The sequence below is a fragment of the Stieleria tagensis genome (genome assembly GCF_024129865.1).
Lineage (GTDB): Bacteria > Planctomycetota > Planctomycetia > Pirellulales > Pirellulaceae > Stieleria > Stieleria tagensis.
Window position 1 is genome coordinate 116546 of record NZ_JAMYFE010000042.1, and the last position, 21795, is coordinate 138340.

Annotated in this window: 21 protein-coding genes; 9 read left to right on the forward strand and 12 right to left on the reverse strand. The window is 56.6% G+C overall.

The annotated features are described in order from the left end of the window. The first annotated feature begins 89 nt into the window (after window positions 1-89). On the forward strand, window positions 90-458 hold the full coding sequence (locus tag NHH03_RS09980) for a 4a-hydroxytetrahydrobiopterin dehydratase (RefSeq protein ID WP_253155766.1): 369 nt from the start codon (window positions 90-92) through the stop codon (window positions 456-458). Next, window positions 455-802 carry a hypothetical protein gene (locus NHH03_RS09985; protein WP_253155767.1) on the forward strand — a complete coding sequence of 116 codons (348 nt, stop codon included), beginning with the start codon at window positions 455-457 and terminating at the stop codon, window positions 800-802. Before NHH03_RS09980 ends, NHH03_RS09985 begins: the two co-directional genes overlap by 4 nt. Here NHH03_RS09985 and NHH03_RS09990 read toward each other — a convergent pair. The 5 genes from NHH03_RS09990 to NHH03_RS10010 form a co-directional block, all read right to left on the reverse strand. Further along, entirely contained in the window at window positions 791-1705 is a 915-nt protein-coding gene (locus tag NHH03_RS09990; protein ID WP_253155768.1) for an alpha/beta hydrolase, read from the reverse strand. The two genes, NHH03_RS09985 and NHH03_RS09990, sit on opposite strands and share 12 nt — an antisense overlap. Then, on the reverse strand, window positions 1705-3822 hold the full coding sequence (locus tag NHH03_RS09995; RefSeq protein ID WP_253155770.1) for a hypothetical protein: 2118 nt from the start codon (window positions 3820-3822) through the stop codon (window positions 1705-1707). Before NHH03_RS09995 ends, NHH03_RS09990 begins: the two co-directional genes overlap by 1 nt. 285 nt (window positions 3823-4107) lie before the next feature. Continuing rightward, complete coding sequence (locus NHH03_RS10000; protein ID WP_253155771.1) at window positions 4108-5379, reverse strand: valine--pyruvate transaminase; 1272 nt, start codon at window positions 5377-5379, stop codon at window positions 4108-4110. Between the two features lie 81 nt (window positions 5380-5460). Continuing rightward, window positions 5461-5889, reverse strand: a complete 429-nt coding sequence (locus NHH03_RS10005) for a hypothetical protein (protein ID WP_253155773.1) — start codon at window positions 5887-5889, stop codon at window positions 5461-5463. 50 nt (window positions 5890-5939) lie between these two features. Beyond that, complete coding sequence (locus NHH03_RS10010) at window positions 5940-6659, reverse strand: hypothetical protein (protein WP_253155775.1); 720 nt, start codon at window positions 6657-6659, stop codon at window positions 5940-5942. 193 nt (window positions 6660-6852) lie between these two features. On the opposite strand from NHH03_RS10010, the gene NHH03_RS10015 reads away from it, so the two are divergent. Both NHH03_RS10015 and NHH03_RS10020 read left to right on the forward strand, forming a co-directional pair. Continuing rightward, a complete protein-coding gene (locus tag NHH03_RS10015) occupies window positions 6853-7530 on the forward strand; it encodes an ABC transporter ATP-binding protein (RefSeq protein ID WP_253155776.1) in 678 nt (225 codons plus the stop codon). Between the two features lie 3 nt (window positions 7531-7533). Then, the gene (locus tag NHH03_RS10020; RefSeq protein ID WP_253155777.1) at window positions 7534-8325 is read left to right on the forward strand and encodes an ABC transporter permease; all 792 of its coding nucleotides are present in this window, start codon (window positions 7534-7536) and stop codon (window positions 8323-8325) included. Here NHH03_RS10020 and NHH03_RS10025 read toward each other — a convergent pair. Further along, window positions 8322-8876: a hypothetical protein gene (locus NHH03_RS10025; RefSeq protein ID WP_253155779.1), complete on the reverse strand. Its 555-nt coding sequence runs from the start codon at window positions 8874-8876 to the stop codon at window positions 8322-8324. The genes NHH03_RS10020 and NHH03_RS10025 overlap by 4 nt on opposite strands. Window positions 8877-9006: 130 nt before the next feature. Then, window positions 9007-10707, reverse strand: a complete 1701-nt coding sequence (locus NHH03_RS10030; RefSeq protein WP_253155781.1) for a C25 family cysteine peptidase — start codon at window positions 10705-10707, stop codon at window positions 9007-9009. A gap of 115 nt (window positions 10708-10822) precedes the next feature. Between NHH03_RS10030 and pdxA the strand changes: the two genes are divergently transcribed. Further along, window positions 10823-11851 (forward strand): 4-hydroxythreonine-4-phosphate dehydrogenase PdxA, encoded by a 1029-nt coding sequence (pdxA, locus tag NHH03_RS10035; protein WP_253155782.1) that lies wholly within the window; start codon window positions 10823-10825, stop codon window positions 11849-11851. A 57-nt stretch (window positions 11852-11908) separates the two neighbouring features. Continuing rightward, window positions 11909-13540, forward strand: coding sequence for a DUF6798 domain-containing protein (locus tag NHH03_RS10040; protein WP_253155784.1), 1632 nt, complete (start codon window positions 11909-11911; stop codon window positions 13538-13540). Window positions 13541-13550: 10 nt separating this feature from the next. Here the strand turns inward: NHH03_RS10040 and NHH03_RS10045 are convergent, their stop codons facing one another. Then, window positions 13551-14672, reverse strand: coding sequence for a serine hydrolase domain-containing protein (locus NHH03_RS10045; protein WP_253155785.1), 1122 nt, complete (start codon window positions 14670-14672; stop codon window positions 13551-13553). A gap of 150 nt (window positions 14673-14822) precedes the next feature. After that, a complete protein-coding gene (locus NHH03_RS10050) occupies window positions 14823-15332 on the reverse strand; it encodes a hypothetical protein (protein ID WP_253155787.1) in 510 nt (169 codons plus the stop codon). On the opposite strand from NHH03_RS10050, the gene NHH03_RS10055 reads away from it, so the two are divergent. Further along, on the forward strand, window positions 15331-15867 hold the full coding sequence (locus NHH03_RS10055) for a hypothetical protein (protein ID WP_253155788.1): 537 nt from the start codon (window positions 15331-15333) through the stop codon (window positions 15865-15867). The two genes, NHH03_RS10050 and NHH03_RS10055, sit on opposite strands and share 2 nt — an antisense overlap. On the opposite strand, the gene NHH03_RS10060 is transcribed toward NHH03_RS10055, so the two are convergent. From NHH03_RS10060 to NHH03_RS10070, 3 genes are read right to left on the reverse strand one after another with little or no spacing between them, the layout of a single operon-like run. Then, window positions 15854-17275, reverse strand: a complete 1422-nt coding sequence (locus NHH03_RS10060) for a sulfatase-like hydrolase/transferase (RefSeq protein WP_253155790.1) — start codon at window positions 17273-17275, stop codon at window positions 15854-15856. The genes NHH03_RS10055 and NHH03_RS10060 overlap by 14 nt on opposite strands. A 20-nt stretch (window positions 17276-17295) precedes the next feature. Continuing rightward, a complete protein-coding gene (locus tag NHH03_RS10065; protein ID WP_253155791.1) occupies window positions 17296-19200 on the reverse strand; it encodes a peroxidase family protein in 1905 nt (634 codons plus the stop codon). A gap of 25 nt (window positions 19201-19225) precedes the next feature. Next, the gene (locus NHH03_RS10070; protein ID WP_253155793.1) at window positions 19226-19807 is read right to left on the reverse strand and encodes a hypothetical protein; all 582 of its coding nucleotides are present in this window, start codon (window positions 19805-19807) and stop codon (window positions 19226-19228) included. 122 nt (window positions 19808-19929) lie between these two features. Here NHH03_RS10070 and NHH03_RS10075 point away from each other — a divergent pair, with 122 nt between their 5' ends. Together NHH03_RS10075 and NHH03_RS10080 are read left to right on the forward strand one after the other, a co-directional pair. After that, window positions 19930-20829, forward strand: a complete 900-nt coding sequence (locus tag NHH03_RS10075; protein ID WP_253155794.1) for a universal stress protein — start codon at window positions 19930-19932, stop codon at window positions 20827-20829. A 32-nt stretch (window positions 20830-20861) separates the two neighbouring features. Continuing rightward, window positions 20862-21779, forward strand: coding sequence for a universal stress protein (locus NHH03_RS10080; protein ID WP_253155795.1), 918 nt, complete (start codon window positions 20862-20864; stop codon window positions 21777-21779). Window positions 21780-21795 lie beyond the last annotated feature (16 nt).

Below are 21795 nucleotides of genomic sequence, written 5' to 3' on the forward strand. Positions count from 1 at the left end.
TCGTGGACACTGTCGCGTGCGGATCTTTCACAAGATCCACTCCCGATTGCTTGCCAAGTTGCACCTGAGCCTACTAAAGGGATTTTTTGTTGATAAACGAGAGTGAACGTCCGACCGCTCAGTCGCTAGCCGCAGCCAAGTGCGTACCCTGCGAAGGCGGTGTCGACAAGCTGACCGGTGAACAAGCCGATTCGTATGCCCAAGCCACGCCCGAGTGGGAACTTGATGCTGCGGCATCGGCGATCTCGCGCAAAATCAATTGCAAGAATTTTGTCAGGGCGGTTGAACTGGTCAATCGGATTGCCGAAGTCGCCGAAACCCAACAGCATCATCCAGATTTGCACCTGACCGGTTATCGTCACCTGAAGGTCGTGCTGACGACCCATGCGATCGGTGGCCTGAGTGAAAACGATTTTATCTTGGCGGCGCAGATCGACCAACTGTTGGCCAATCGATGACACCGCTGCCACGACACCGTGTCCTGTCGCTGTTGTCGGAATGCACCGGCGATGAAATTTGGAGTGTCGCGTATTGCCGCACACGGCGGTTGCCGGAGGATTGGATCGAGCAACTTTCCGATGCCTATGAGTCGGGGTTCAATCACGACCATCAAACGATCTACACCGATGATGGCGTCACCAACCAGTATCACGGCATTCGTGATGTGGACTTGGCAATCCGCTTGGCCACATCAATGGGGATTCACGTCGACGAACATGCGTCGGCCCGACTCAGCCGAACGCGATTGGTGCAAGCGATCAAAGACGCGGTGATGAACGGCGACGACACGCTAGGCACGTAACCGTTGTCCGGTCTGCTGTGCGAGATCGCGACCGATTTCCAGTCCACGGTCGAACAGGCCGGCGAAGTGCACGAAACCATGCAGCACCCCATCGCATTGAAGGTGTGTGACCGGAACGCCGGCGGCCTGTAGTTGGCTGGCATAGGCGTTGCCTTCGTCACGCAAGACATCGTACTCGGCCGTGACAATCAGCGCAGCGGGCAGTCCTGCGAGAGAAGGCGTGCGACTGGGAACCGATGCGGCGGATGCGGGTTGGTCGCCCAGGAACTGGTTCCAAAACCAACGCATCGAATCGCGGGTCAGGCCGTATCCTTGGGAAAATTCGCGATAGGATTCGGTCTCGAAATGGGGCTCAATCACTGGATAGAACAATGTTTGCAATGCGATCTGGGGGCCGGACCGATCACGTGCTCGAATCGCAACGGCGGTCGCCAAATAGCCGCCGGCACTGTCCCCGGCGACCGCGAGTCGCGAGGCATCAACGTTCAGCAGCGACGCGTTATCGACGACAAATTGCGTGGCCCGATAACAATCATCGATCGGACCGGGGAACGAATTTTCCGGTGACAGGCCATAGTCGACCGACACCACGGCACAGCCGGAATCGATGGCAAACCGACGGCACAGGGCATCATGCGAGGCAATGTTGCCCAGCACCCATCCGCCACCGTGAAAGAACATCACCACCGGTCGTGGATCGGCGTGGTCGACGTACAGTCGTAACCGAATTCCGTCAGGTGTGCTGTGGTCTTCGACCCGCGAGACCGGCGGGCTCTCGCCGTGTGCGCCCACCAAAGAATCAAATACCGCGCGTGCGTCGTCGACGCCTAACTGTTCCCAGCTAGGCGGATTCTGCTGGGCCAATTGATCCAAAAACGATTGAGATTGCGGGTGAAGTGGCATCAGTCTAGTGGTCGGGGGGTAGCATCGGAAGCAGCTGGAACAGCCCATGGTTCCAGTTGTTTGCCGATCGATTCGTACTCGGTCATGGAGCTGCCGGCGGATTCTATCAGACCGATGCGAAACGATTGGGCACCAGTCAGCAGCGGATCAATCCCCTTGGGGCCGCGTCCGAACCCCAACACAACCATGCCGTCGTCAGCATCAAGCCCTTGATCGCTGGCGCCCAGGTGCGAGAACGTGTCACGCTGCTGGTCTGCGGTCCGGTGTGCGATCGCCAGCACCCGTGCAACTGAACTGTCGCCTAGATAGACCCAGCGAAAATGCCCCTCGATTCGTTCCCCGGCCATGTAGTCGCGCGGTTGGGTCACCGGCGACAGTGAATCGGTGGCGAAGTACTGTTGGTCGGGCGCCCAGCGTCCGGCAACCGGGCCTTCGTACAGAAACCAAAACTTGCGTTGGGCAACGTCGGTTTCCACCGTCAAATCCACATGCTGATCGCTGAACGTCCAACGCAATCGCCATTGTCCACTGTCGCTGGTCGACAGAATCGTTCGCTCGTCGATTTGGCGGCTTTGACCGCGGTCCCAACCAGGATGTCCGAACCCGCTTTCATCGCCACCAAACAATAGATTTGGCATTCCGCGAAAGGCCGCCGCCGCCGAGGCGGGGTACTGATCCCAGGGCTTTTTTTTGAAGGCGATCCAATCGTTGCCGTCGAGATCGATCAGACGTGATAGGCCGCCGGATCGTTGATCCAGCCAATAGGTTGCGGCGGGTGTGTTGACGACAAAATGATCGCGCTGTTGGTACAAGTCCTGCTGGATTGAAACCGCCGGTCGCGGCATCCGCACGGCGATCGCAGGTCCCGGCCACAAAACTTCCAACATGTGGTGCTCGGTTGTCGAATGCATCGCAAACGTGTTGGTCCCCGATTTCAGCGATTCGACCGGCAGTGGCAATCGATCATAGTCATAAAAATGGTTCTTGCCGCCAATCGCCAACTCGTGATTGTTGATACGAATCGGATCGTGATGACCATCCCAGCCGTGCCAGGTCCGCAAGTGCAAGATTGCTTCACTGGCCGATGCGATTGGATCAGTCGACGGGATCGTGAACGTACAGGATTGAGTTTCATCCGCACGCACACTGAAGTCTTCTGGAACGTCTTCTGCCCGATACAGTTTGACCGACACATCGGGCCGGACGAGCGATAGGCCGGTGACCGGTTCGGTCACCGTCCAGTAGCCTCGTGAGTCTTGGATCCGGGCCACCAGCGCGACCGCGCCGGGCCGTTGGTCGGGCACCCAGTGGGTGTCCCAGGTGGTTTGGTAAGGCTGTTGCCAAAGTGTGCCAACGTGGTCGCGAAGTTCATTGGGTTGGCCGCTGACCAGTTGAAAATGACTTTCATGATAGCCGTCATAGACCCCGTCACCGTCTTCGTCATAGCCATCGTAGGACGCCAGGACATCGATCCGAGAAACGCCCATCGTGGCATCCGCCTGGATCTGAACCGTTGGGTTTTCGCCAAGCGCCGCGCCCGGTGCGGGTGATGTAATACGACCACTCATTCGTTGTTTTTCACCCTTTTTGACCGGGTCGTAATAAATGCGAACGACCAGTGAATACAGGCCCCACTGTCCCCAGCCGAATCCGCCTTGTTCATCACAATCAGCGTCAAAAATATTCACGCCTTCACGCAAATCCTGTAGCGGAATCGCGACGATCGGATTGTCTTGATACATCAACTGTTCGGCGCGGATCCCCGCCGGAACGGATTCGATCTCGGGAACGTTGATCCAAGCATTGTCGTTGAAGCGAATTCGTTTGTTGATCGTGCCGCGGTGGCCTCCCCAACGATCGAACAATGCTTCGGCGCGAACGGCATGCTGCAAATCATCGATTTGGATTTCCAGCCGCGCGTTGGGTAGGTGTTCTTTCGCGGCGTCGAACTTTTTGACCGCTTCTTTGTCGGTCACTCTCCAGTCACGATTGCCACCGTTGTGTTTGGCGAACTCGCGATACAAGTCCCCGGGTTCAGGCCCCATGGCAACGACGCCGCAGGGCCACAGACCCAACGCCATCAGAAGAACACATTGGGTCAAGGTTCGAATCGTCATCACAAATCACTGCGGGGGAAAGGGATGGCTGGACGGGCACCACTGTCAAAACGGTTTGCCATGTTTTACCACGAATAACACCAATGGCACGAATACCCATGCTCGGTGTCCGGATTCGTGTCGTTGGAGTGATTCGTGGTTCCCTCTTCACCAGTAGGCCAGGTGCAACCTGGCGGTGAGCGCTGGTGCGGAGGATTCATCCGACCATGCGCCACTGCGTCTGAAACCTGTCTGGTCGAATCAATCCTCCACACCAACCAAAGCGACTGCCCCTTTGCGAAACGATCAGTTCGTGGCGAAGAGTTGATTGATCTCTTCGGCCAGGATTGCAAAGCCCTTGCGGAGAACTGATTCGGGCGCGGTGAAACTGATTCGCAGGCATTCGTTGCGGTGATCCCATGACGGATCATCGATGCCAAAGAAAAAGTAGTGGCCGGAAATCACCAACACACCACGGCGCTTCAGTCGATCATAGAGTTCTGCCGAGGTGATCGGCAAACCTTCGACCCATAACCAGATGAAAAACGCGCCTTCACTGCGATGGATTCGATAGGGCACCGAATCGTCGAGTACATCACTTAACCAGGTTTGGACTTCGGCAGCTCGCTGTTGATAGAACGGTCGAATCAGTTCACGGCTGACCGTCAGGATTTCATCGCTTTCGATCAACGGTTGGATGATGGCTTGGCCGACATTGTTGTTGGCCAGGGAGGTGATCGCATTCATCGACGAGATCGTTTCGATGACCGCTTGATCGGCGATCACGATGCCGGTTCGCGTCCCCGGTAACCCCAGTTTCGAAAGACTGTAGGTCAGTACCATCGACGGATTCCAAATCGGTGAGGTGTCGGTAAAGATCACGCCGGGAAATGGGTCGCCGTAGGCGTTGTCGACGATCAGTGGAATCCCATGCTGGTCGGCCAATTCCGCAAGTCGCTGAAGTTCTTCATCGCCGATCACATTGGACGATGGGTTGGTCGGACGCGACAAACAGATCGCGGCGATCTGGTCATCGATTCGCAGCGAGTCGAAATCAATCGAGTATTTGAATTCATGATCCCCGATCCGCTCGATCAACGGTCGCACGCCGCGGAACAATTCACAAGACGTCGATTGGTCGGCATAGCCGATGTATTCGGGAACGATCGGCAGTAAGATTTTTTTGGTCGTGCCGTCATCGAATTGCCCGGCGAGTGCATTGAGCAGCAGGAAAAATGCCGTTTGGCCGCCCGCCGTGATACAGACATTTTCACCGCTGATCGGCCAGCCGAACTCACGCCGAAACAAACTTGCGACGGCATCGCGAAACGCTGCGTCACCACCAGGCGGCTGATAATCGCCCAACACGCGGTTGACCTGCTGAGGATCCGCCGCGATCTCGCTCAAGCGCTGCGCCCAAATTTGATCGACCTGAGGAATGTGAGCCGGTTGGCCCCCGCCCAACATGCACAGATTTTCGTCGCCCGATGCCAGAGCCTGGCCCAAATCCTGCATCAATTCACCGATGCCCGACTGCAATGCCAGACGATTTCCAAAAGTCGAAAGTGGGTATTTCATAGCCGTCGGTACAGTCAATATTTGCTGGGGGCGAGATTCGGATGACGGGGGACGTGACTCCGATTCCGGCCGCCGGGTTCGTCAAGATTTCGCCAGATCATCGCGCTGAGTCTGGAAAAGGCGGACGCAGTCACGGCGAAAGCGGGCGTATCCGATGCCGATCGCGAGCACACAGAACACCACAATGGAAAATGGGTGTGCCCCCGCATCCATCAATCGGGCCGTGTCCAACAGTGGGTCCTCGGTCAGCCATGCGAGGGCAAGATAACATCCATTGGCCAACAAACAAAAGTCGGCGACAAACACCGCCCAGTGACGACGAATGAAACCTGCCAGCAGTGCTGGCAGGGCAATGCCGATCAGCGGTCCGGACCACAGGGTCAACAGGGGATAAGGATCTGGGTGGTGAAAACTGTAGGGCAACCTCCACGGCGCCAGGTCAAAGTCCGTCAACTTGGCTCCGCCACAGTAGCCGCCGATCAAGTGACCCAGTTCATGAGTCGTCGTCATGGTGACCCAAGACAGTCCCAGCAAGAGAAACAATGTGGCGCAGCGGCGGATCACTGGCCGTATTTTTCGGATAGTTTTGCCAAGAATTCTTTGATTTGGTCGTGCACATCGCTGGTCGTCGACACCACTACCAAATGGTCAAGACCGTGGATGGATGATGGGCCGCCCAGAGTTTCCCAGGTGTCAGGCACGATTGTGGAACTGATGATTTTGATCACCTGCTCGGCCTTGGGTCGCAGATTATCGGGCAACTGGTAGATTTCCAGAATCAAACTGTTCTCGGCCGCCGCACGAGTCGTCAGTTGCAATACCTCGTTTTTGATCATGTAGGTCATGTCCAAGTCTCGCAGCAACAGTCGCAGCGCGCTGCGCAGTGACGTCTTGGACAAACTTAGATTCACGCCCTGGTCTTTAGTCAATCCGATTTCTTCGAGCGCGCGATAGTCGATCACGATTGGAATGTCATGCATTGTTGACAGAACCTGCACCGCCTCCGCCAACGGTGTTTCGACAAAATTGAATGACGTCTCTGAATCAAGCGCTGCTTGGATTTGCTGTTCCACGTCATGTTGGCGTGGGGTGGCAACGTGGACTGGCTTGCGACCGTTTTGAAGAGCCTTTCGCGCTTGCGCGACGGGTGTCGCTGTTGCCTTTCCGCCGAATGGGTCGGGTCGTTGTCCATTGCCAAACGGATCGTCACTTTGTGAAAAAGCATTGGCAGAAAACAGAACCGAACCGGTTAACAGCAACGTGGTCGCAAGAAGTCGCATCAAAGCACCTGTGGGGGATTAGAAGAGAGTGGGCTTGGGGGGGCGAGCTACCAGGCTGAATCTTCTCACGCTACAACCGCAATTGCAAGCGATTTCGCGTCGGGTGACGGGGCGCTTGCCGGGTTTTCATCCCACACGACAGCCGCCAAACTTTCCAACTCCTTTGTCTCTCTCCGCCGCAGGGACGGTCCTCGTGAGCCAGCTTCCATTGATCGCCGCCCAAGGGATTTCCCGTCGTATCGCGCATCGTAGCTTGCTGGATGATGTGTCGATCGAACTGGTGCCAGGCGACCGAATCGGTTTGCTCGGTCCGTCGGGCAGTGGCAAATCGTTGTTGCTGCGCAGTCTGGCGCTGTTAGAGCCGATCGACAGCGGCCAGATTCTGTGGCTGGGGCGGCCGGTCAGCCATCATCAGGCCAGTGAATTTCGCAGCCAGGTGATGTATGTGCATCAGCGCGCGGCGCCCTTTGAAGGCACGGTCCAGTCGGTCCTGTGCCTGCCCTATTTGTTGAAGTGTAATCGCGGTCGGACGTTTGATCGGGACTGGATCGTCCGACAACTTCAATCGATCGGCCGCGGCGAATCGTTTTTGTCGCAGCCACATGAGCAGTTGTCTGGGGGCGAGGCTCAGATCGTCGCGCTATTGCGAGCGGTTCAGATGTCGCCACGTGTGCTGTTGTTGGACGAACCCACGTCGGCGCTCGATTCCCAGTCCGGCCAACATATCGAATCCATCGTGATCAACTGGTTGGCAGATCAGCCCGATGACCGTGCCATGATTTGGGTGTCGCATGATGCCACCCAGGCGCGGCGGATTTGCAACTCCATCATCACGATGCGTAGCGGTCAAACCCAGCTAGAGGAAAACTGATTGATGGTGGACTACATTGAATTAAGCAATGCGCAGGTGGCATTGGCGGCGGCGTTGATCGTTATCAATGGAATCATTTCAGTCGTCTTGCGGCTACGAATCGAAAAGATGTTGGTCTTGGCCAGTGTTCGCACGGTCGTTCAGTTGGCGCTGGTCGGGTTGGTCTTGGAATGGATTTTTCACGTCGACCGTTGGTACGTCGTCATCGCCATCGCGGCCGTGATGACCTTGGTCGCCGGGTGGACCGCCGCAGCCCGCAGCAAGCGAACGTTCCCGGGGCTGCGGTTGATCACAACCGTCTCGGTTTGGGCCAGTTCCTGGACACTGACTGCGTACGTGTTGTTCGCGGTTTTTTGTGACTTGCCCAAATGGTACGAACCGCAATACGCGATCCCGTTGTTGGGAATGGTCTTGGGCAATGCGCTGAACGGAATTTCGGTGGGGTTAAGCACGTTCACCGAATCGCTGGTTCGCCAACGCGGTCAGGTTGAAACCTTGATCGCGCTTGGTGCGACGCGTCACGAGGCCGCCGCCGAACCGATGCGAGAAGCGGTGCGGACGGGGATGATCCCGATCATCAATTCGATGATGGTTGTGGGGTTGGTCAGTCTGCCGGGGATGATGACCGGTCAGGTGATTTCGGGCGTTGATCCGGCACAAGCGGTGCGTTACCAAATCGTGATCATGTTCTTGATCGCCGGGGCGACCGCGCTGGGAACCGTGTCGGTGGTGTACCTGTCGATGCTGCGTTTGTTCGCAACCAACCACCGATTCCGCCGCGAATTGATCGGTTAGTTTTGAGTGATGTCGTCAACCAGGTCTTGACGTTTTCGCCGATACTGCTGCAGATCTTTTTGGTAGGCGTCCGCTTTGTGGTGCATGCGGAATGACATGAAGATTCCAAATCCGACGAACAGCAGCCCAAACAACGGAAACAGACGGATCACACCCGGTGCACCCATCCCGGCGCCCGCGCTGGTGATGCCCAGTGCCATCACGGTCCAAAACAATCCGAACAGTGTGATGACGACACCACCGATGATCGCACCGCCTTTGGTCGGCAAACTCTGGTGACCGTTCTTGTTGGTGACCATGTGCTGGGATCGCGTCTGTAGCCACTGGGAATCCAGCCGATCGATCTCGCTGGACTGTTTGATCTGGGCCACGTCCTGAGCCAGTTTTGCAGTGGTTTCCTGCAGTTCTTCCAACACCGACGTCGTGTAGCTATTTCCGGTGTGTTCAATCGCCAGTCGTGCTTCGCAGAATCCGCAGGTCACAAACCGAGCCTTGGCTGGCACCTCCAGCGGCGCCCCACAATGATTGCACGTCAGCGAAATAACCTTCATCAATCCTTACCGTTGCAATTCAAACTTGAAACTGGAACCACTGCTGCGACAAAGTTCGATCGACGGGTACGACGGAATTCCAGTTCCGTGATACACCGTTCAACCGTAAAGATAGCAGTTTAACTGGCATTCAATTCGCCGGGCGGACAAAGGTTTGCCCGGCGCCGGAAGCCCAAGTGCGTTGACCGGCGATGTGCACGCGGATGGAGATCAGGCCGGTTCGCGATTCTGGTAGCGACAATGAAAAGGTTTTCGGCTGATCGGATTGGACCGGACCAGTTTGTTGCGTGAGTGTGATTTCGTTGGGATCGATAAACGGTTGTCCTGGAACCGCACGGCGTTGTTCGCCCAGGGGATGATCGAGCATCACGACGCACTGGCCGTCGATCGGACTGTTCACGGTGACGTCGATGGGTTGGCCAAAATCGAAACCCGTGGCGGTTTCGACAACGACCTTGGATGGTGGATGCAATTTTAACAGTGGGTCACCCAGCAATCCGTACAGCGCCGCATGTTCGCTGCGTTCGTCGGCCAGTTTCGTTCCCGCCGGACTGACCAGTGTGGCAATCGCATCGATCATCGTTCGCAATTGGCTGCGATCTTCCGCGGGATCAATCTCCAATCGTGTGATCGCATCCAACCAGGCCTCGCCCAGTCGTTCCGCGGGCGCCGCCGTGCGGAAACCTTGTCCATAGATCGAATCGATCAAACCCATCGTCAACGACGCGTTCCCATAGGGCATGGTGACCCGGTTTCCCGCGATCACTGCGATCGGACCGCATTCATGCAACAGCATCTGTTCGGCGAAACTGTCCACGCTGGCATCGATCGCGCCGGTGAAACAACACAGCAGGACAGCGATCGGCGCCGTTGCCGGATCGCATTTCAGGTTTCGCAAAGAATTGTTGTCCAGCACCGGCATACCGGTCGGCCCGCGTGGGACTTGGTCCAGGCGATCGACCATGCCGTGCCCGGCATAGACCCAGAAGCGACAGCCTTGGCTGTAGCGGTTGGATACCGAATCGGTAAATCGTTCGCGTGGATAAAACAGGTGCCCGGGACTGCCATACGCCACGCTCGTTCGCACTTCCGCTGGTAAAGAGGCGGTCACCATCATGCGTGTGACCGATTCGATCGCAGCATCGGCCAACATGCCAAAACCACCGATGCCGCCGACCAATTGAATGCGATGTCGCCAACGAGAAAAATCAACGCTGGATTCATAGGCTCGGATTCTGCCGATCATCGCAGCCAACTGCGGTGGGGTATCAACCGGTAATCGTCCGACCGCCAAGTCAGACTTTCCGTCACCGTCGACATCGGCGTACGGATAGTCCGTCGCCATCGTCGGCGTGCTGCCGAATTTTGCACTGACCGTAGTTGCGACATAGTGCATCGGCACTTGAAATGCGGGGTCGGCCGTCGAGCCGATCACCGGGGTATCGCCGATGAGGATGAGGAATTGATCGCTGGCGGTCGCGTGTTGTCGGATCGAATCTGTCAACGCGGCGGCGGTGGGTTGCGAATCGATCACGCGAACCGTAACACCCTGGCTTTCGCGATAGTCCAGCCACGGGGCGATCGCGGCGCGAAAGCGTGACGGACACACCACGATGACCGAGGGTGCGGAAAGAGGATCTGCGACCGGGACGGACTCCGCCACGCCGGCCGGGAGTTGGGCGGCCGGGAGTTGGGCGTTGCAGGCTGGGCAGACCCACAGCATCGCGAGCGTGACCAAGCCCATCGAAACACAGCGCCGCGAAACACGACCGGGCAATGCGAGTCGCCGGTGGCGGGCTGTGAGAGAGTCGTGCCGGTGCGGTGCTGTCATGCAGATCATTGCGGAATCGGGTTGCATCCTGGGCTTGGGGGTGATCCGGGCGCGATGCTAAGCTGGGCGGTCCGGCTTGCTATCTCAACCGATTCGCTCGAAAAACACCAGCCCAATGTCAACCCGTCCGTCCCTGCAACGCTCGACACCTCGTCTGGGAATCACCGTCGGGGACGTCGCCGGAGTCGGTCCCGAGATCGCGCTTGCCTGTGCCGCCGATCCAACCATTTGCCAGTCCTGCCAACCGGTTCTGATCGGGCCGGCGACGGTGATCGCCACGATCGCAGACCGACTTTCGTTACCGCTTCCGGCGCGCGTGACCGCAGACGAATTATTCGCATCGACGACGACTGAGCCAAGGCTGGTCGACTGTGGAGACATCGACTTGGAAACGCTGGTTCCCGGAGCGTTTTCGCCAAAAACCGGGTTGGCATCGTTCCTGGCCGTCCAGTGGGCCATTGACCAGACACTTGCGGGGCGGTTGGATGCGATCGTGACCGGTCCGATTCAAAAAGAGGCCTGGCATGACGCCGGAACCGGTTTTCTGGGGCATACCGAATTGTTGGCCGAGCGGACGGGAACCAGCGAATTTTGCATGATGCTCTCGGGTGAATCCTGTTCGACCGTGTTGGCCAATATCCATCTGCCGTTGATCGACGCAATCGCTTCGCTATCGATCGAGAGCATTGCCCGCGCCATCCGTCTGGGTGGCATCGCGATGGAGAAACGATTTGGCCGCCCGCCGCGAATCACCGTGTTGGGTTTGAATCCACATGCCGGCGAAAATGGCTTGCTCAGCCACGGTGAGGAGGAAAACCTGATCACACCGGCAATCGAATCGGTGCGGCAGTGGGCTGGCGATCAGCAATTGCGGTGGCAGATCAGTGGTCCGGTGCCACCGGACACCGCGTTCACACCAGCGATGCGCGCGGCCACTGATGTGCACATCTGCATGTACCACGATCAAGGCCTGATCCCGCTAAAAGCCCTCTCGTTTGATGATGCGGTGAACGTGACGTTGGGGTTGCCGATTGTGCGGACCAGCGTCGATCATGGAACGGCGTTGGATCTGGCTTGGCAGGGAACCGCCAGTCGCAATAGCATGCTGTCGGCGATTGGCATGGCGATCGATCTGTGTCGTTGATGTGCCCTGCTGACAATTTTTTATCCAACTGATTTCCGCGGATCCGCCGGCGACCCATTGAACCAAGACCCTGTACCTGTCGAATCTGATCAGCGCTCGCCGTGGATCGCACTGGCGGAGATTGCGGCGCTGTTGACGCTGTTTTTTATCTATGCCGGCGACCCGCCCCCGGCGGTCAATGAAGCGCACTACTGGGTCAAAGCCAAAAATTTTTGGGACCCAACGTTTTGCGACCAAGATCTGTTTGTGACGTCGGCAAAAGCCCACACCACATTCTATTGGACGCTGGGTTGGCTGACCCAAATCGCTTCGTTGGAAACCAGCATTTGGATCGCTCGCGTCGTCGGGTGGTTGATGTTAGCGGTCGGTTTGCAACGTTGTTGTCGGGCATTTGGATTGGCTGCGTTTCAGTGCCTGGGGGTTGCGGTGTTGTGGATCGTTGGCATCGAGTACGGGAATTTTGCCGGCGAATGGGTCGTCGGCGGGATCGAAGCCAAGGTGCCTGCGTACGCACTGGTGCTGGCCGGTTTTGCAGCGATCGCCAATCGCAACTGGTCACTCGGCTGGATCTGGCTGGGCGGCGCATCGGCCTTTCATGTATTGACCGGCGGCTGGGCAGTGATCGCAGCATGTATCGCATTTGTCGTCACCGAACGCATCTCGCCAGATTCGGATCAGACGCGTGCGCGGTTTTTCAGCAGTGGACTGTTTCTCGGTGGGGCGTTGTCACTGTTGGGCCTGTGGCCGGCGATTCGTCTGACACTCGGTGTCTCGCCGGCCGACAGCATCGCCGCCGCCAAAATCTATAGCTACATGCGGATCCGTCACCACCTGCTGCCCGGCGATTTTCCCACCTGGTGGTACGTCCGGCACGGCATCTTGGTGGTCTCGATGTTGTCCGTGCTGGCGCTGCGGCGGCACCACGATCGCCGTCAAAGACGCGTGGCCTGGATTGGCGTCGGTGCCTTGGTGATCGCAGGTTGCGGGCTGATTGTTGGTCTGTTGCCGCCACACGCTCCGGATCTGGCCGCCAAATTGCTGCGTTACTACTGGTTCCGGTTAAGCGATGCGGTCGTGCCGCTGGTTTTGGCGCTGTGGATCTGCCAAGCACTGCGAACCGGTGGCAATGATGCACAACCTTGGCCAGCGCAGCGTTGGGCGGCCGCGCTGGTTCTACTCTTGTCGGTGGGACTGTTTGTGGCGTCCGCCTACCAGCGAAACCATTTGCAAATCCCGGTGTCGACCAGCCACCACATGCTGGGAGTGCATCCCGATGCCGATGCGGCAAAGCAGCGGCAGTCGCATGCCGATTGGATTGCGGTCTGTGATTGGATCAAGCTGGCAACACCGCCGGAAGAAGTTCTATTGACGCCGCGCCACCAGCAGACGTTCAAGTGGTATGCGCATCGCGCCGAAGTGGTGAACTGGAAAGATGTCCCCCAAGACGCTGCGTCGCTGATCGAATGGGAGCGGCGCTTCGAAGAAATCTATCCGGCGCGACTGGGCAAAGTCCGTGTGACGATTCAGTACAGCAAACTGCGTGAGTTCCGAACGCAGTACGGTGTTCGTTTGATGGTGGTGGACAATCGAGTCACCGGCGATCATCTGCCGCTGGTCAAACTTTATCCAACCGCCGGCCAACGCAATGCGACCTACAGTGTGTACGAATTGCCGCAGGCATCAAAGTAGCATTAGCCCGCTACCATTGCTGGCCGACCAGCGTTGCAATTTGACCTGCCAAGCCATTGACACTGCCCACGCCGTCAGGATGCAAGCGAGAACTGAGAAAGACAAAGATCAATTGTTTTTCGGGGTCGATCCACAGCACTGTTCCGGTAAACCCGCCATGTCCAAACGCAGCGCCGGACAATGCCTCGCCACGGTTGCTGGAGTATGGGGATTGATGATCCCAGCCCAAGGTTCGTGTGCCCCGGGGGACGGTGTGTGGCGCGGTCATTTGCTGAAACATCGCCGCCGAAAATACCGGCGATTGATCGTCGGCGGCAGCCATTAAGTTCTGTGCGAATGTCACCAGATCACTTGCGCTGCTAAACAAACCGGCGTGGCCGGCGACTCCATCCAATCGCGCCGCGCGAGGATCATGAACTTGGCCACGCAGCCAACCGTCGCCCTGCTTCTCGGTCGCCGCGATCCGCTGGTGCAGAGACGATGGTGGGTTGAATCGCGTGTCTTGCATGTTCAGCGGACCGTACAGATTCTGGCTGGCATATTGATCGAGTGTAGTACCGCTGACCTGCGCGACCAGTTTTCCAAGCACGATGAAGCCGACGTCCGAGTATGAAAATTTGCTACCCGGCGTGCTGCGCGGTTTCAGTTGGCAAATGCGTTGCCACGCGACTTCTGGACCATCGTCGTAGTCTGACAAGGCGTTGTCAGGGATCAGCCCGCTGGTGTGCAATAAACACTGCTCGATCGTGATCGACTGTTTTTCGTTTGCCCCAAATTCAGGCATGTAATCAGCGACCGGTCGTTGCAGGTCCAGCTTGCCTTGGTCGCTGAGCAACAACACCGAGGTTGCGGTGGCCACCGGTTTGGTGATTGATGCCAGATCAAACACCGTGTCCGTGGTCATCGGCTCGCGAGAGGGTTCCACTTGGCGGTCGCCAAATGCCTTTAAATAACGAATTTTCTTAGCGTCGGCAAAGCAGACAACCGCTCCCGGCAGCTCACCGGATTCGATGGCTTGTTCAACTAACGGTTGGATTTTCGAAAATGCTTCTGCTTCATCTGCACGGCTGTCCGGGGCACTGCACGCACAGTGAAACAAAGCCAGCGTCAGACAGATCAAAATCGGTTTCATAGCAGACTCAATCGCACAAAGGGTCGGGAGAGGTGGGAGTTGCATTTTCGCGTGAGGCACTGGTAACCCGAAGCGTCAGCGAGAGATTTCGTTAACACCCTAAATCCCTCGCTCGCGCTTCGGGTTGTCATAAAAGCGCACCATCAAAACTCATGCCGACGGACCGTCCGCAAATTCAACGGGAATGGAAACGGTCGCTCGCCATTGCTTGACGCGGTCGATGAACTCGCCAGGCGGCTCACCGGTGGTTTCTACCAGAGTCAACTGGTCGATACCCTTGTAAGCTTGCAGAAACCGATCGATTCCTTGCAGACAACCAGCGAGTCGTTTTTGAACCTCGTCGACTTCGGTTTTTGTCAGCGGTTGGGCAACCAGTTTCAGTCGCTGTGTCGACGATTCGACTCCATCGTCACCTGACTGGACCAAGCGAAGCAATTGGCCCGCATCAACTTTGTAGCGTACCGAATCCAGGAACACCCTGCGCAATCTTGAATCGGCATCGAACTGAAAGACGGGGTCTTGGTCCCAGTATAAACTGGGCTGCCCGTCACGGCGAAATCCGATCACGATCTCACTCTCGTCGATCCAGAATCGTCCACGGATCGGCATCCCCGTGCCGTCACGGAACAAGTCTTCTCGATCTTCGGATTGTTTTGCCATGACAACAGAAATGATGACGAATCAATTGCAAATGCAACCGACATTTCGCGTCGAATTGCCGGTGGATATGGAGCAGGCGAAACTGCGTTTACGTCAAGCGATTCAAACGGACGAACTGGTGCAACACGCTGATTCAGCGGGTTGGGTGTTTGACTACAAAATCGAACCCGCCGAACGGCGGTTTTGGTCGCCACATCTGTCGGTGCAATTGAACCGTTGTGAAGACGCGCTGTCCACCGAGGCATTCTGTCGGTTTTCACCACGTCCGGAAATCTGGACGATGGTGATGGCGATCTACATGGTGGCGGCGTTTTGTTTGAGCGCTGCGATGATTTTCGGTTTTGTGCAGTGGATGATGGGAAATCCGCCCTGGGCGCTGTTGTGTGTGCCAATCGGAATCGCGGTGATTTTAGGGCTGCACCTGGCCAGTCTGCTAGGGCAGAGCTGGAGTCACGATCAGATGCAGCTACTGCGTTCGCGATGGGAACGCACCTTGGAGATCGCGTTTGATGACATTCCGACTACGGAACGCTGATCGTGTCTTGCGACAATTGATTCAATCGATCTGCCACCTGTGGATGGGATTGGAGGATGTCCGTGGTCTCGCTGGGGTCCGAATCTAAATCGAATAGCATCGCGGGTTTTCCGGGCGGTTGAATCCATTTCCATTTCCCATCTCGCACGGCGTGCCAAGCTTTGCGACCGAGTTCGGCATGTGATCCCGTGGTCCAAATGATCGGCCGGTGGGGCGGTGCCGTTTTTCCCTGCAGGATTGGTAGAATCGATTGCCCATCCAGGTTTTCGGGCACCGGCGTGATCCCGGTCAGCGCTGTGAAGGTCGGGTACCAGTCCAGCGCTGATGCAATCGCGTCGGTCTGTGTTCCCGCAGCAATTTGACCAGGCCAGCGCACCAGGCAGGGAACCCGCACTCCACCCTCAAACAACGTGGCCTTGCCGCCTCGCAGTGGCAAATTTGAACCGCCGTAGTCGGGGTCGCCGCCGTGATCGGTCATGAAAATCACCAACGTGTTGCTGGCCTGGCCGGTCGCAGCCAGCGAGCCTAGCAACTGGCCGATGCCATCATCCATCCCGACCACCTTGGCGGCAAAGGAACGACGCAAGGGATCGGCGATCGCCATCACGCGTTCTAGGTCGCTCGGTTTGGGTTGCATCATGTTTTGTGGTTTTTGCGTTTGGGCGTCCCAGCCTTTGCCAAAGTGCGGCGCGTTGTAGGACACCTGCAGATACCACGGTGATCGGGTCGAGCGAGTTGAATCGTTGGATTGGATGATGCGGACCGCTTCGGCGGTGATCACATCCGTCGCGTAATCCTGTGTCGGGACCAGTTCTTTGCCACGGTACCAATCGGGGCGATTGGCGTAGTGGCAAGTGAAGAAATCAACGCAACCGCCAGTGTGTCCATAGAATGTGTCAAAGCCATGCTCAGTCGGCCAAAACGAATCTTGCCCGTGGCCGAGATGCCATTTGCCGACCAAGTGTGTTTGGTAGCCGGCCTGTTGCAATTGAGAAACATAGGTTTGTTCATCGGCGCGAATGCCACGCAAAGCATCCGGTTCCGTCAGGAACATCAACGCACTGGTCAGTTGATCGTGAGAACGCTGCGCGAAACGACCTGTGAATAATCCAAAACGCGACGGAGTGCAGATGCTGCTGGCCGCGTAAAATTGGTTGAACTTCAGTCCATCTCTTGCCAGCGAATCAATGTGCGGCGTTTTGATTTCGCTGCCGTAGCAACCGACATCGTTGACCCCTTGGTCGTCGGAAAAGATCAACAGAATGTTGGGGCGACTGTTCGGTTGGGCACCCGCCGTCAGCGTCAACGGGGATAGCGTCAGCAACGATTGAGCGAAAACGGTGGCTAGCGTCCAGCAAGCGAGTGTGGGTTTGGAATGAGTCGTCGACCTGGCAAAAAACCGCATCATATTGAATACTCGAAGTGTCGTCACCGATCGGCGCCGTCGGTGGTGGGCAGAAAGAATGCGTTGGACTGGATGGTGGTCAAACCGGTGTTGCGTTGAATCACGTCACTGAGACGCGTGGATTGAACCTGCCGCAACGTGTCGCCGGTCAGCACATTTTGGTACCAAAATCGATCGCCGTCTCGAAGCGCCATGAACTGGCCGGCGATGATCGTTTGCAACGTTTCACCGACGCTGGATCCCGGCAAATGGTCTTCGGCTAAAACGCCAACCCAGACATCGATATCGCTGGTGTCGCCATAGGCCTGCCGGAGTGCTGCTTGCAATTCCGTGTCAGAGGTGATGTCGGCAAAGGAGTCGACTGGGCTGAGTCCCAGTTGCTGGCGAACACGGTTGTAATCCGGCAATCCATGATCGCGGCCGCGTTGGATATTCAACGACACCAAATCAAACCCTCCGCTGCCGGGCGGTCCGAACAAGAAGTTACGCAGGTCATCAACCACGCGGGTGTCGACTTCCTGGGCTTGTTGTGATGCCAATCCTTTCAGCACCGATTCAATTCCCTGGTCGATGATCGCTGCGGGATGAAAGAACGCATCACGCAATGCCAGGTTGCCGGCATCGATCACATTGCCGTCGTTGTCCAATCGCAATATTTGTGGTGACAGAGTGGAGTGACCGTATCGGAATCCTGCGGTGGCGAATAGGTTGCTGATGGACGGATTCACTGCGGCGTCATAGCCCTGGTAGGGCTGGATCGTTTCAGTTCCCAACAGCGCGGGCAGGTATTCTTGAAACGTAATCACTTGCAGTTGGCCGATGACGATTCGCCGCGCTCTCTGAAAGACGTCTTCATCATTCATCGCAGGATTCTTGCCGGCAATTTCACCTGCCAAACGATTGTGTTCGCGAACCCATAGCGTGTGCATGGCCAATAATCCGACCTGTTCATTGGCACGGATGTCACCCGCCAAAAACAGGGTGTCGTCGGTGCCACCGGCGTTGTCCAGGCCCGCAGTGTTCAGCGGCAACAAATCGCCTTGGCTGGTCAGCAAGCGACCGTCTTGGAACGACCGCAGTGCTGCGGCACGCTGATTGTCACTGCCGTAGATCATCGATCCATCGATGAAGGCTGTGATTTGATTGGTCTGTTGGCGAACGCTATCGGTGCCGCCACTGCCATCGGCAGCAGTCGATCGTGTCAGTTCGATTTCCTGTGTCCCGCTGCCCAGCGGATCAAAAAAGACATCACCGCTTGGCACCGGGATATTAAATCGTTCGCCCGCGGGGTCTTCGCCTGCTGTGAGGTTGATATCGTGGTCGATGAATTGACCGAATTGCCAAATCAAATCTGAAAGCCGGCGGTCGTTCAGGATCGAACCATCCTGAGCTGAAACCAAGTTACTGATCTCACGAGCTGACCTTCGATTTTCACCCGACGGCGCGTTGAACCCATCGGCATAGTCGGTTTCAACGATTCTTTTCAGCTGGGTGCCTGCCGAACCCAGCGATGGGTCGTCAAGATGGTTGCCGGTGCCGTCGATCGACTGGATTTCGGTAGGGCAATCCGGTCCTGGTGACAAACCATCGTTGTACTGGCTGAGCATCATTCGGTTGATGACCCGCAACGCATCCAGGGGAGTGACGGCGCCGTCCAAATTGGTGTCCATCGCCGAATGGTATTGGCTGCCGCGCGCCAGCCAATTGATGATGACCAAGGAATCCAACGGAGTTACTTTGCCGTCATGATTGACATCTTCGGAATCAAAGGGGCATGTCGACGCAACTGTTGCGATGATCGCTGCTGGCTCGGCTGGCGCAGCAAATGTTGCCGGCTGAAGCAGACCGGTGTCAGCGGCCAGCAATTCTCTAGCCTCGACGGTCTGAAACAGCAGCCTGCGTCGGGCCGAGGAAGGTCTACGTCGCATGATTCATGATTTACGTCTGGGAACCTCATTGGCCGTTGGGCGAGGCTTGTTCCTGCATGATTGTAATCAGACGTTCGATCATCGTTCGTTCTTTCTGGCTGACCTTGCCGAATCCCAGGTGCCCGCCGGAGGCTTTTGCGACGTTGGTCATTTGCTTGCGAGTCAATTCCAGCAATCGCTGGGTGGCGAGCGGGGAAACATTTTTCAAAATTTTGTGGGTGTAGCGTTTCCACGCATCCACGCCGATTCCCGGCGGCCGATTTCGTAGCCAACTGTCCAGTAAGATCCAAGCCGAGGAGTCCTCATGGATACCGATCTCGGCCGCTTCGGCACGCACCACATCACGTTCGCCCGTGTCAGCGGTTTCTTCGGCCCAGGCGACCAATACCAGCGGCAGGAATCGCAACGCAATGATTTCGTCGACAGTGATCCCCAGTTCACTGAGTTCGTCGATCAGAACCGGATCATCCACGCCTGTGCTGCGCATCAACTCGGCGCGCGCGCGACTGGTGGAGGCTTCTGAACGCATCCGTTGGACAATCATGTCTTCCAGTTCGTCGAAATAGTGTTCGGCTTCGAGATGTTTTAATTCAGTTTCGTCATTCACACTTATCACTCACCTTGGCAGTGGACAAACAAACGCTGTCTAGCAAACAACCGCACGGGCACGCGCACGGGCACGAACTGTCTACAATCTCAAGATTGACGCCAACCACAGGAGACACATTCATGCATCACGTCTTATTGGCCACCGACGGATCAAAAGCTTCGCTTCAAGCGGCCCGTCTGCTGGCCCATCTACCACACCCCGATCGGCTGGATCTAACGGTGCTCAGTGTAGTGCAGCGACCGTTCATCCACAGCAGCTATTCCACAGCGGAACTGCTGGAAAAGGCATATCGTCGAGACAAACAATTTGCCGTCGATACCTATCAAACTATTTTTGCAATGTTCGATGGCGCCAATGCGTCACTTCGGCACGAGTTGTGTGATGGTCCGGTGGGCGAAAAAATTGTTGAGACCGCAGCAAAGACGAATGCAGATTTAGTTATTCTTGGTGCCAAGGGACACTCCCAAATTGGGCGTCTACTATTGGGCAGTGTCAGTGACCATGTCGCCACACATGCTCCTTGCAGCACGTTGGTGGTTCGCGCCACTGGTTTGCAAGAATCGAATCGTCCGATTCGCGTCTGTCTGGCATATGAAAACAGTGAATCGGCGACTGCGGCACTGGAGGAAATCTCCGAAATCCCGTGGCGTACCGGCACAGAATTTCATTTGTTGACCGTCGAAACCTATTTGTCCGATTTCATCGGCCAACGGATCGCGGATGAGGAATTGAATTTGACGGCACGTTATGAAACGGATTTGATGCAGGCCAAGGAGCGACTTTCCGACGTTGCTCCCGGAGCCCAACCGCACTTGGTCAAAGCCGATCACATCGGCGAAGGCATCGTCTCCTTTGCGGAAAGCAATGGAATCGATCTATTGATCATCGGTGAAACGCCGCGCAGTGCGGTCAATCGTTTTCTGCTCGGCAGTACCTCGCGGTACGTGTTGCGGCATGCACCCTGTAGCGTCTGGGTCACACGCAATCGTGTCACTGGCCAGACCACAGATGCTACCTAACAGGATTTCGCCGGCCCATTTGGAGATGACCAATGAAGATTTTATTCGCAACCGACTGCTCCGATTATGCCTCCGCGGCCGCAGAGTTTCTCAATGCACTGAAATTCACTGCACCGCTAGACGTCACGATCATCACCGCGCTGGGTGATCCGTATGGAGCCAGTCCCGAATCGACCGAGCAGTGGTTTCCCGACTTGGTGCGTGAAGAAAAAACGCGAGCGGAAATGCACCAGGCAAAGATCAGTGATCTGTTAAGCGCTCGCTGTCGCAGCGTCGATCGGATTTGCCAATCAGGGCATCCGGTTAAAGTGATCTTGGCGCAGGCCGATCAAATGCAGTGCGATTTGATCGTGATCGGTGCCCAAGGACATTCCATGCTAGGCCGGCTGTTGATTGGCAGTGTATCGGATAGCGTTGCCACACATGCCAAATGTTCCGTCCTGATTGTGCGTCCACAGGAATCCGATCCACAGCACGCCGTCGGCGTCCAATCGCAGTCGGAATCAAACCGTCTGTTGATCGGCTATGACAGTTCCGCGGCATCACGACAGGCGGTCGAGGAGATTTTGGCGTTGAATTGGAGCCCTCAGACAGAGATCAAACTGTTGAGCGTTGCGCCGATTTATGACTACCTGTTGGGCAACGGATTGTCGGCTGCCGCGATCGCCAATGAAGAAGAAGTCTTCAACGAGATGAAACAGGGTGGTAAGGCAATGGAGCATCGGATTTCGGAATCATTCCCCAATACCGAATCGATCATCACGCATGGTCAACGCGTCGGCGACGCAATCGTCGATCTGGCTGCAAAGAACAATAGCGAACTGGTTGTCATTGGAGATTCCGGACACAGTCTGCTGGACGACTTTCTGTTGGGCAGCACCAGCAAGTACGTCTTGCGTCATGCCGGGTGTAGCGTCTGGATTTCACGTCGTCACCGCCAGCCTGACTAGGGCATGGCAAGTCCGT

What these genes read in the sequence shown, in the direction of transcription:
- NHH03_RS10045 (WP_253155785.1), bottom strand. Translation starts at nt 14,672, where the DNA reads ATGAAACCGATTTTGATCTGTCTGACGCTGGCTTTGTTTCACTGTGCG.
- NHH03_RS10005 (WP_253155773.1), bottom strand. Translation starts at nt 5,889, where the DNA reads ATGACGACGACTCATGAACTGGGTCACTTGATCGGCGGCTACTGTGGC.
- NHH03_RS10055 (WP_253155788.1), top strand. Translation starts at nt 15,331, where the DNA reads ATGACAACAGAAATGATGACGAATCAATTGCAAATGCAACCGACATTT.
- NHH03_RS09990 (WP_253155768.1), bottom strand. Translation starts at nt 1,705, where the DNA reads ATGCCACTTCACCCGCAATCTCAATCGTTTTTGGATCAATTGGCCCAG.
- NHH03_RS09995 (WP_253155770.1), bottom strand. Translation starts at nt 3,822, where the DNA reads ATGACGATTCGAACCTTGACCCAATGTGTTCTTCTGATGGCGTTGGGT.
- NHH03_RS10010 (WP_253155775.1), bottom strand. Translation starts at nt 6,659, where the DNA reads ATGCGACTTCTTGCGACCACGTTGCTGTTAACCGGTTCGGTTCTGTTT.
- NHH03_RS10050 (WP_253155787.1), bottom strand. Translation starts at nt 15,332, where the DNA reads ATGGCAAAACAATCCGAAGATCGAGAAGACTTGTTCCGTGACGGCACG.
- NHH03_RS10030 (WP_253155781.1), bottom strand. Translation starts at nt 10,707, where the DNA reads ATGACAGCACCGCACCGGCACGACTCTCTCACAGCCCGCCACCGGCGA.
- NHH03_RS10080 (WP_253155795.1), top strand. Translation starts at nt 20,862, where the DNA reads ATGAAGATTTTATTCGCAACCGACTGCTCCGATTATGCCTCCGCGGCC.
- NHH03_RS10000 (WP_253155771.1), bottom strand. Translation starts at nt 5,379, where the DNA reads ATGAAATACCCACTTTCGACTTTTGGAAATCGTCTGGCATTGCAGTCG.
- NHH03_RS10065 (WP_253155791.1), bottom strand. Translation starts at nt 19,200, where the DNA reads ATGCGACGTAGACCTTCCTCGGCCCGACGCAGGCTGCTGTTTCAGACC.
- NHH03_RS10060 (WP_253155790.1), bottom strand. Translation starts at nt 17,275, where the DNA reads ATGATGCGGTTTTTTGCCAGGTCGACGACTCATTCCAAACCCACACTC.
- NHH03_RS09985 (WP_253155767.1), top strand. Translation starts at nt 455, where the DNA reads ATGACACCGCTGCCACGACACCGTGTCCTGTCGCTGTTGTCGGAATGC.
- NHH03_RS10020 (WP_253155777.1), top strand. Translation starts at nt 7,534, where the DNA reads ATGGTGGACTACATTGAATTAAGCAATGCGCAGGTGGCATTGGCGGCG.
- pdxA (WP_253155782.1), top strand. Translation starts at nt 10,823, where the DNA reads ATGTCAACCCGTCCGTCCCTGCAACGCTCGACACCTCGTCTGGGAATC.
- NHH03_RS10075 (WP_253155794.1), top strand. Translation starts at nt 19,930, where the DNA reads ATGCATCACGTCTTATTGGCCACCGACGGATCAAAAGCTTCGCTTCAA.
- NHH03_RS10025 (WP_253155779.1), bottom strand. Translation starts at nt 8,876, where the DNA reads ATGAAGGTTATTTCGCTGACGTGCAATCATTGTGGGGCGCCGCTGGAG.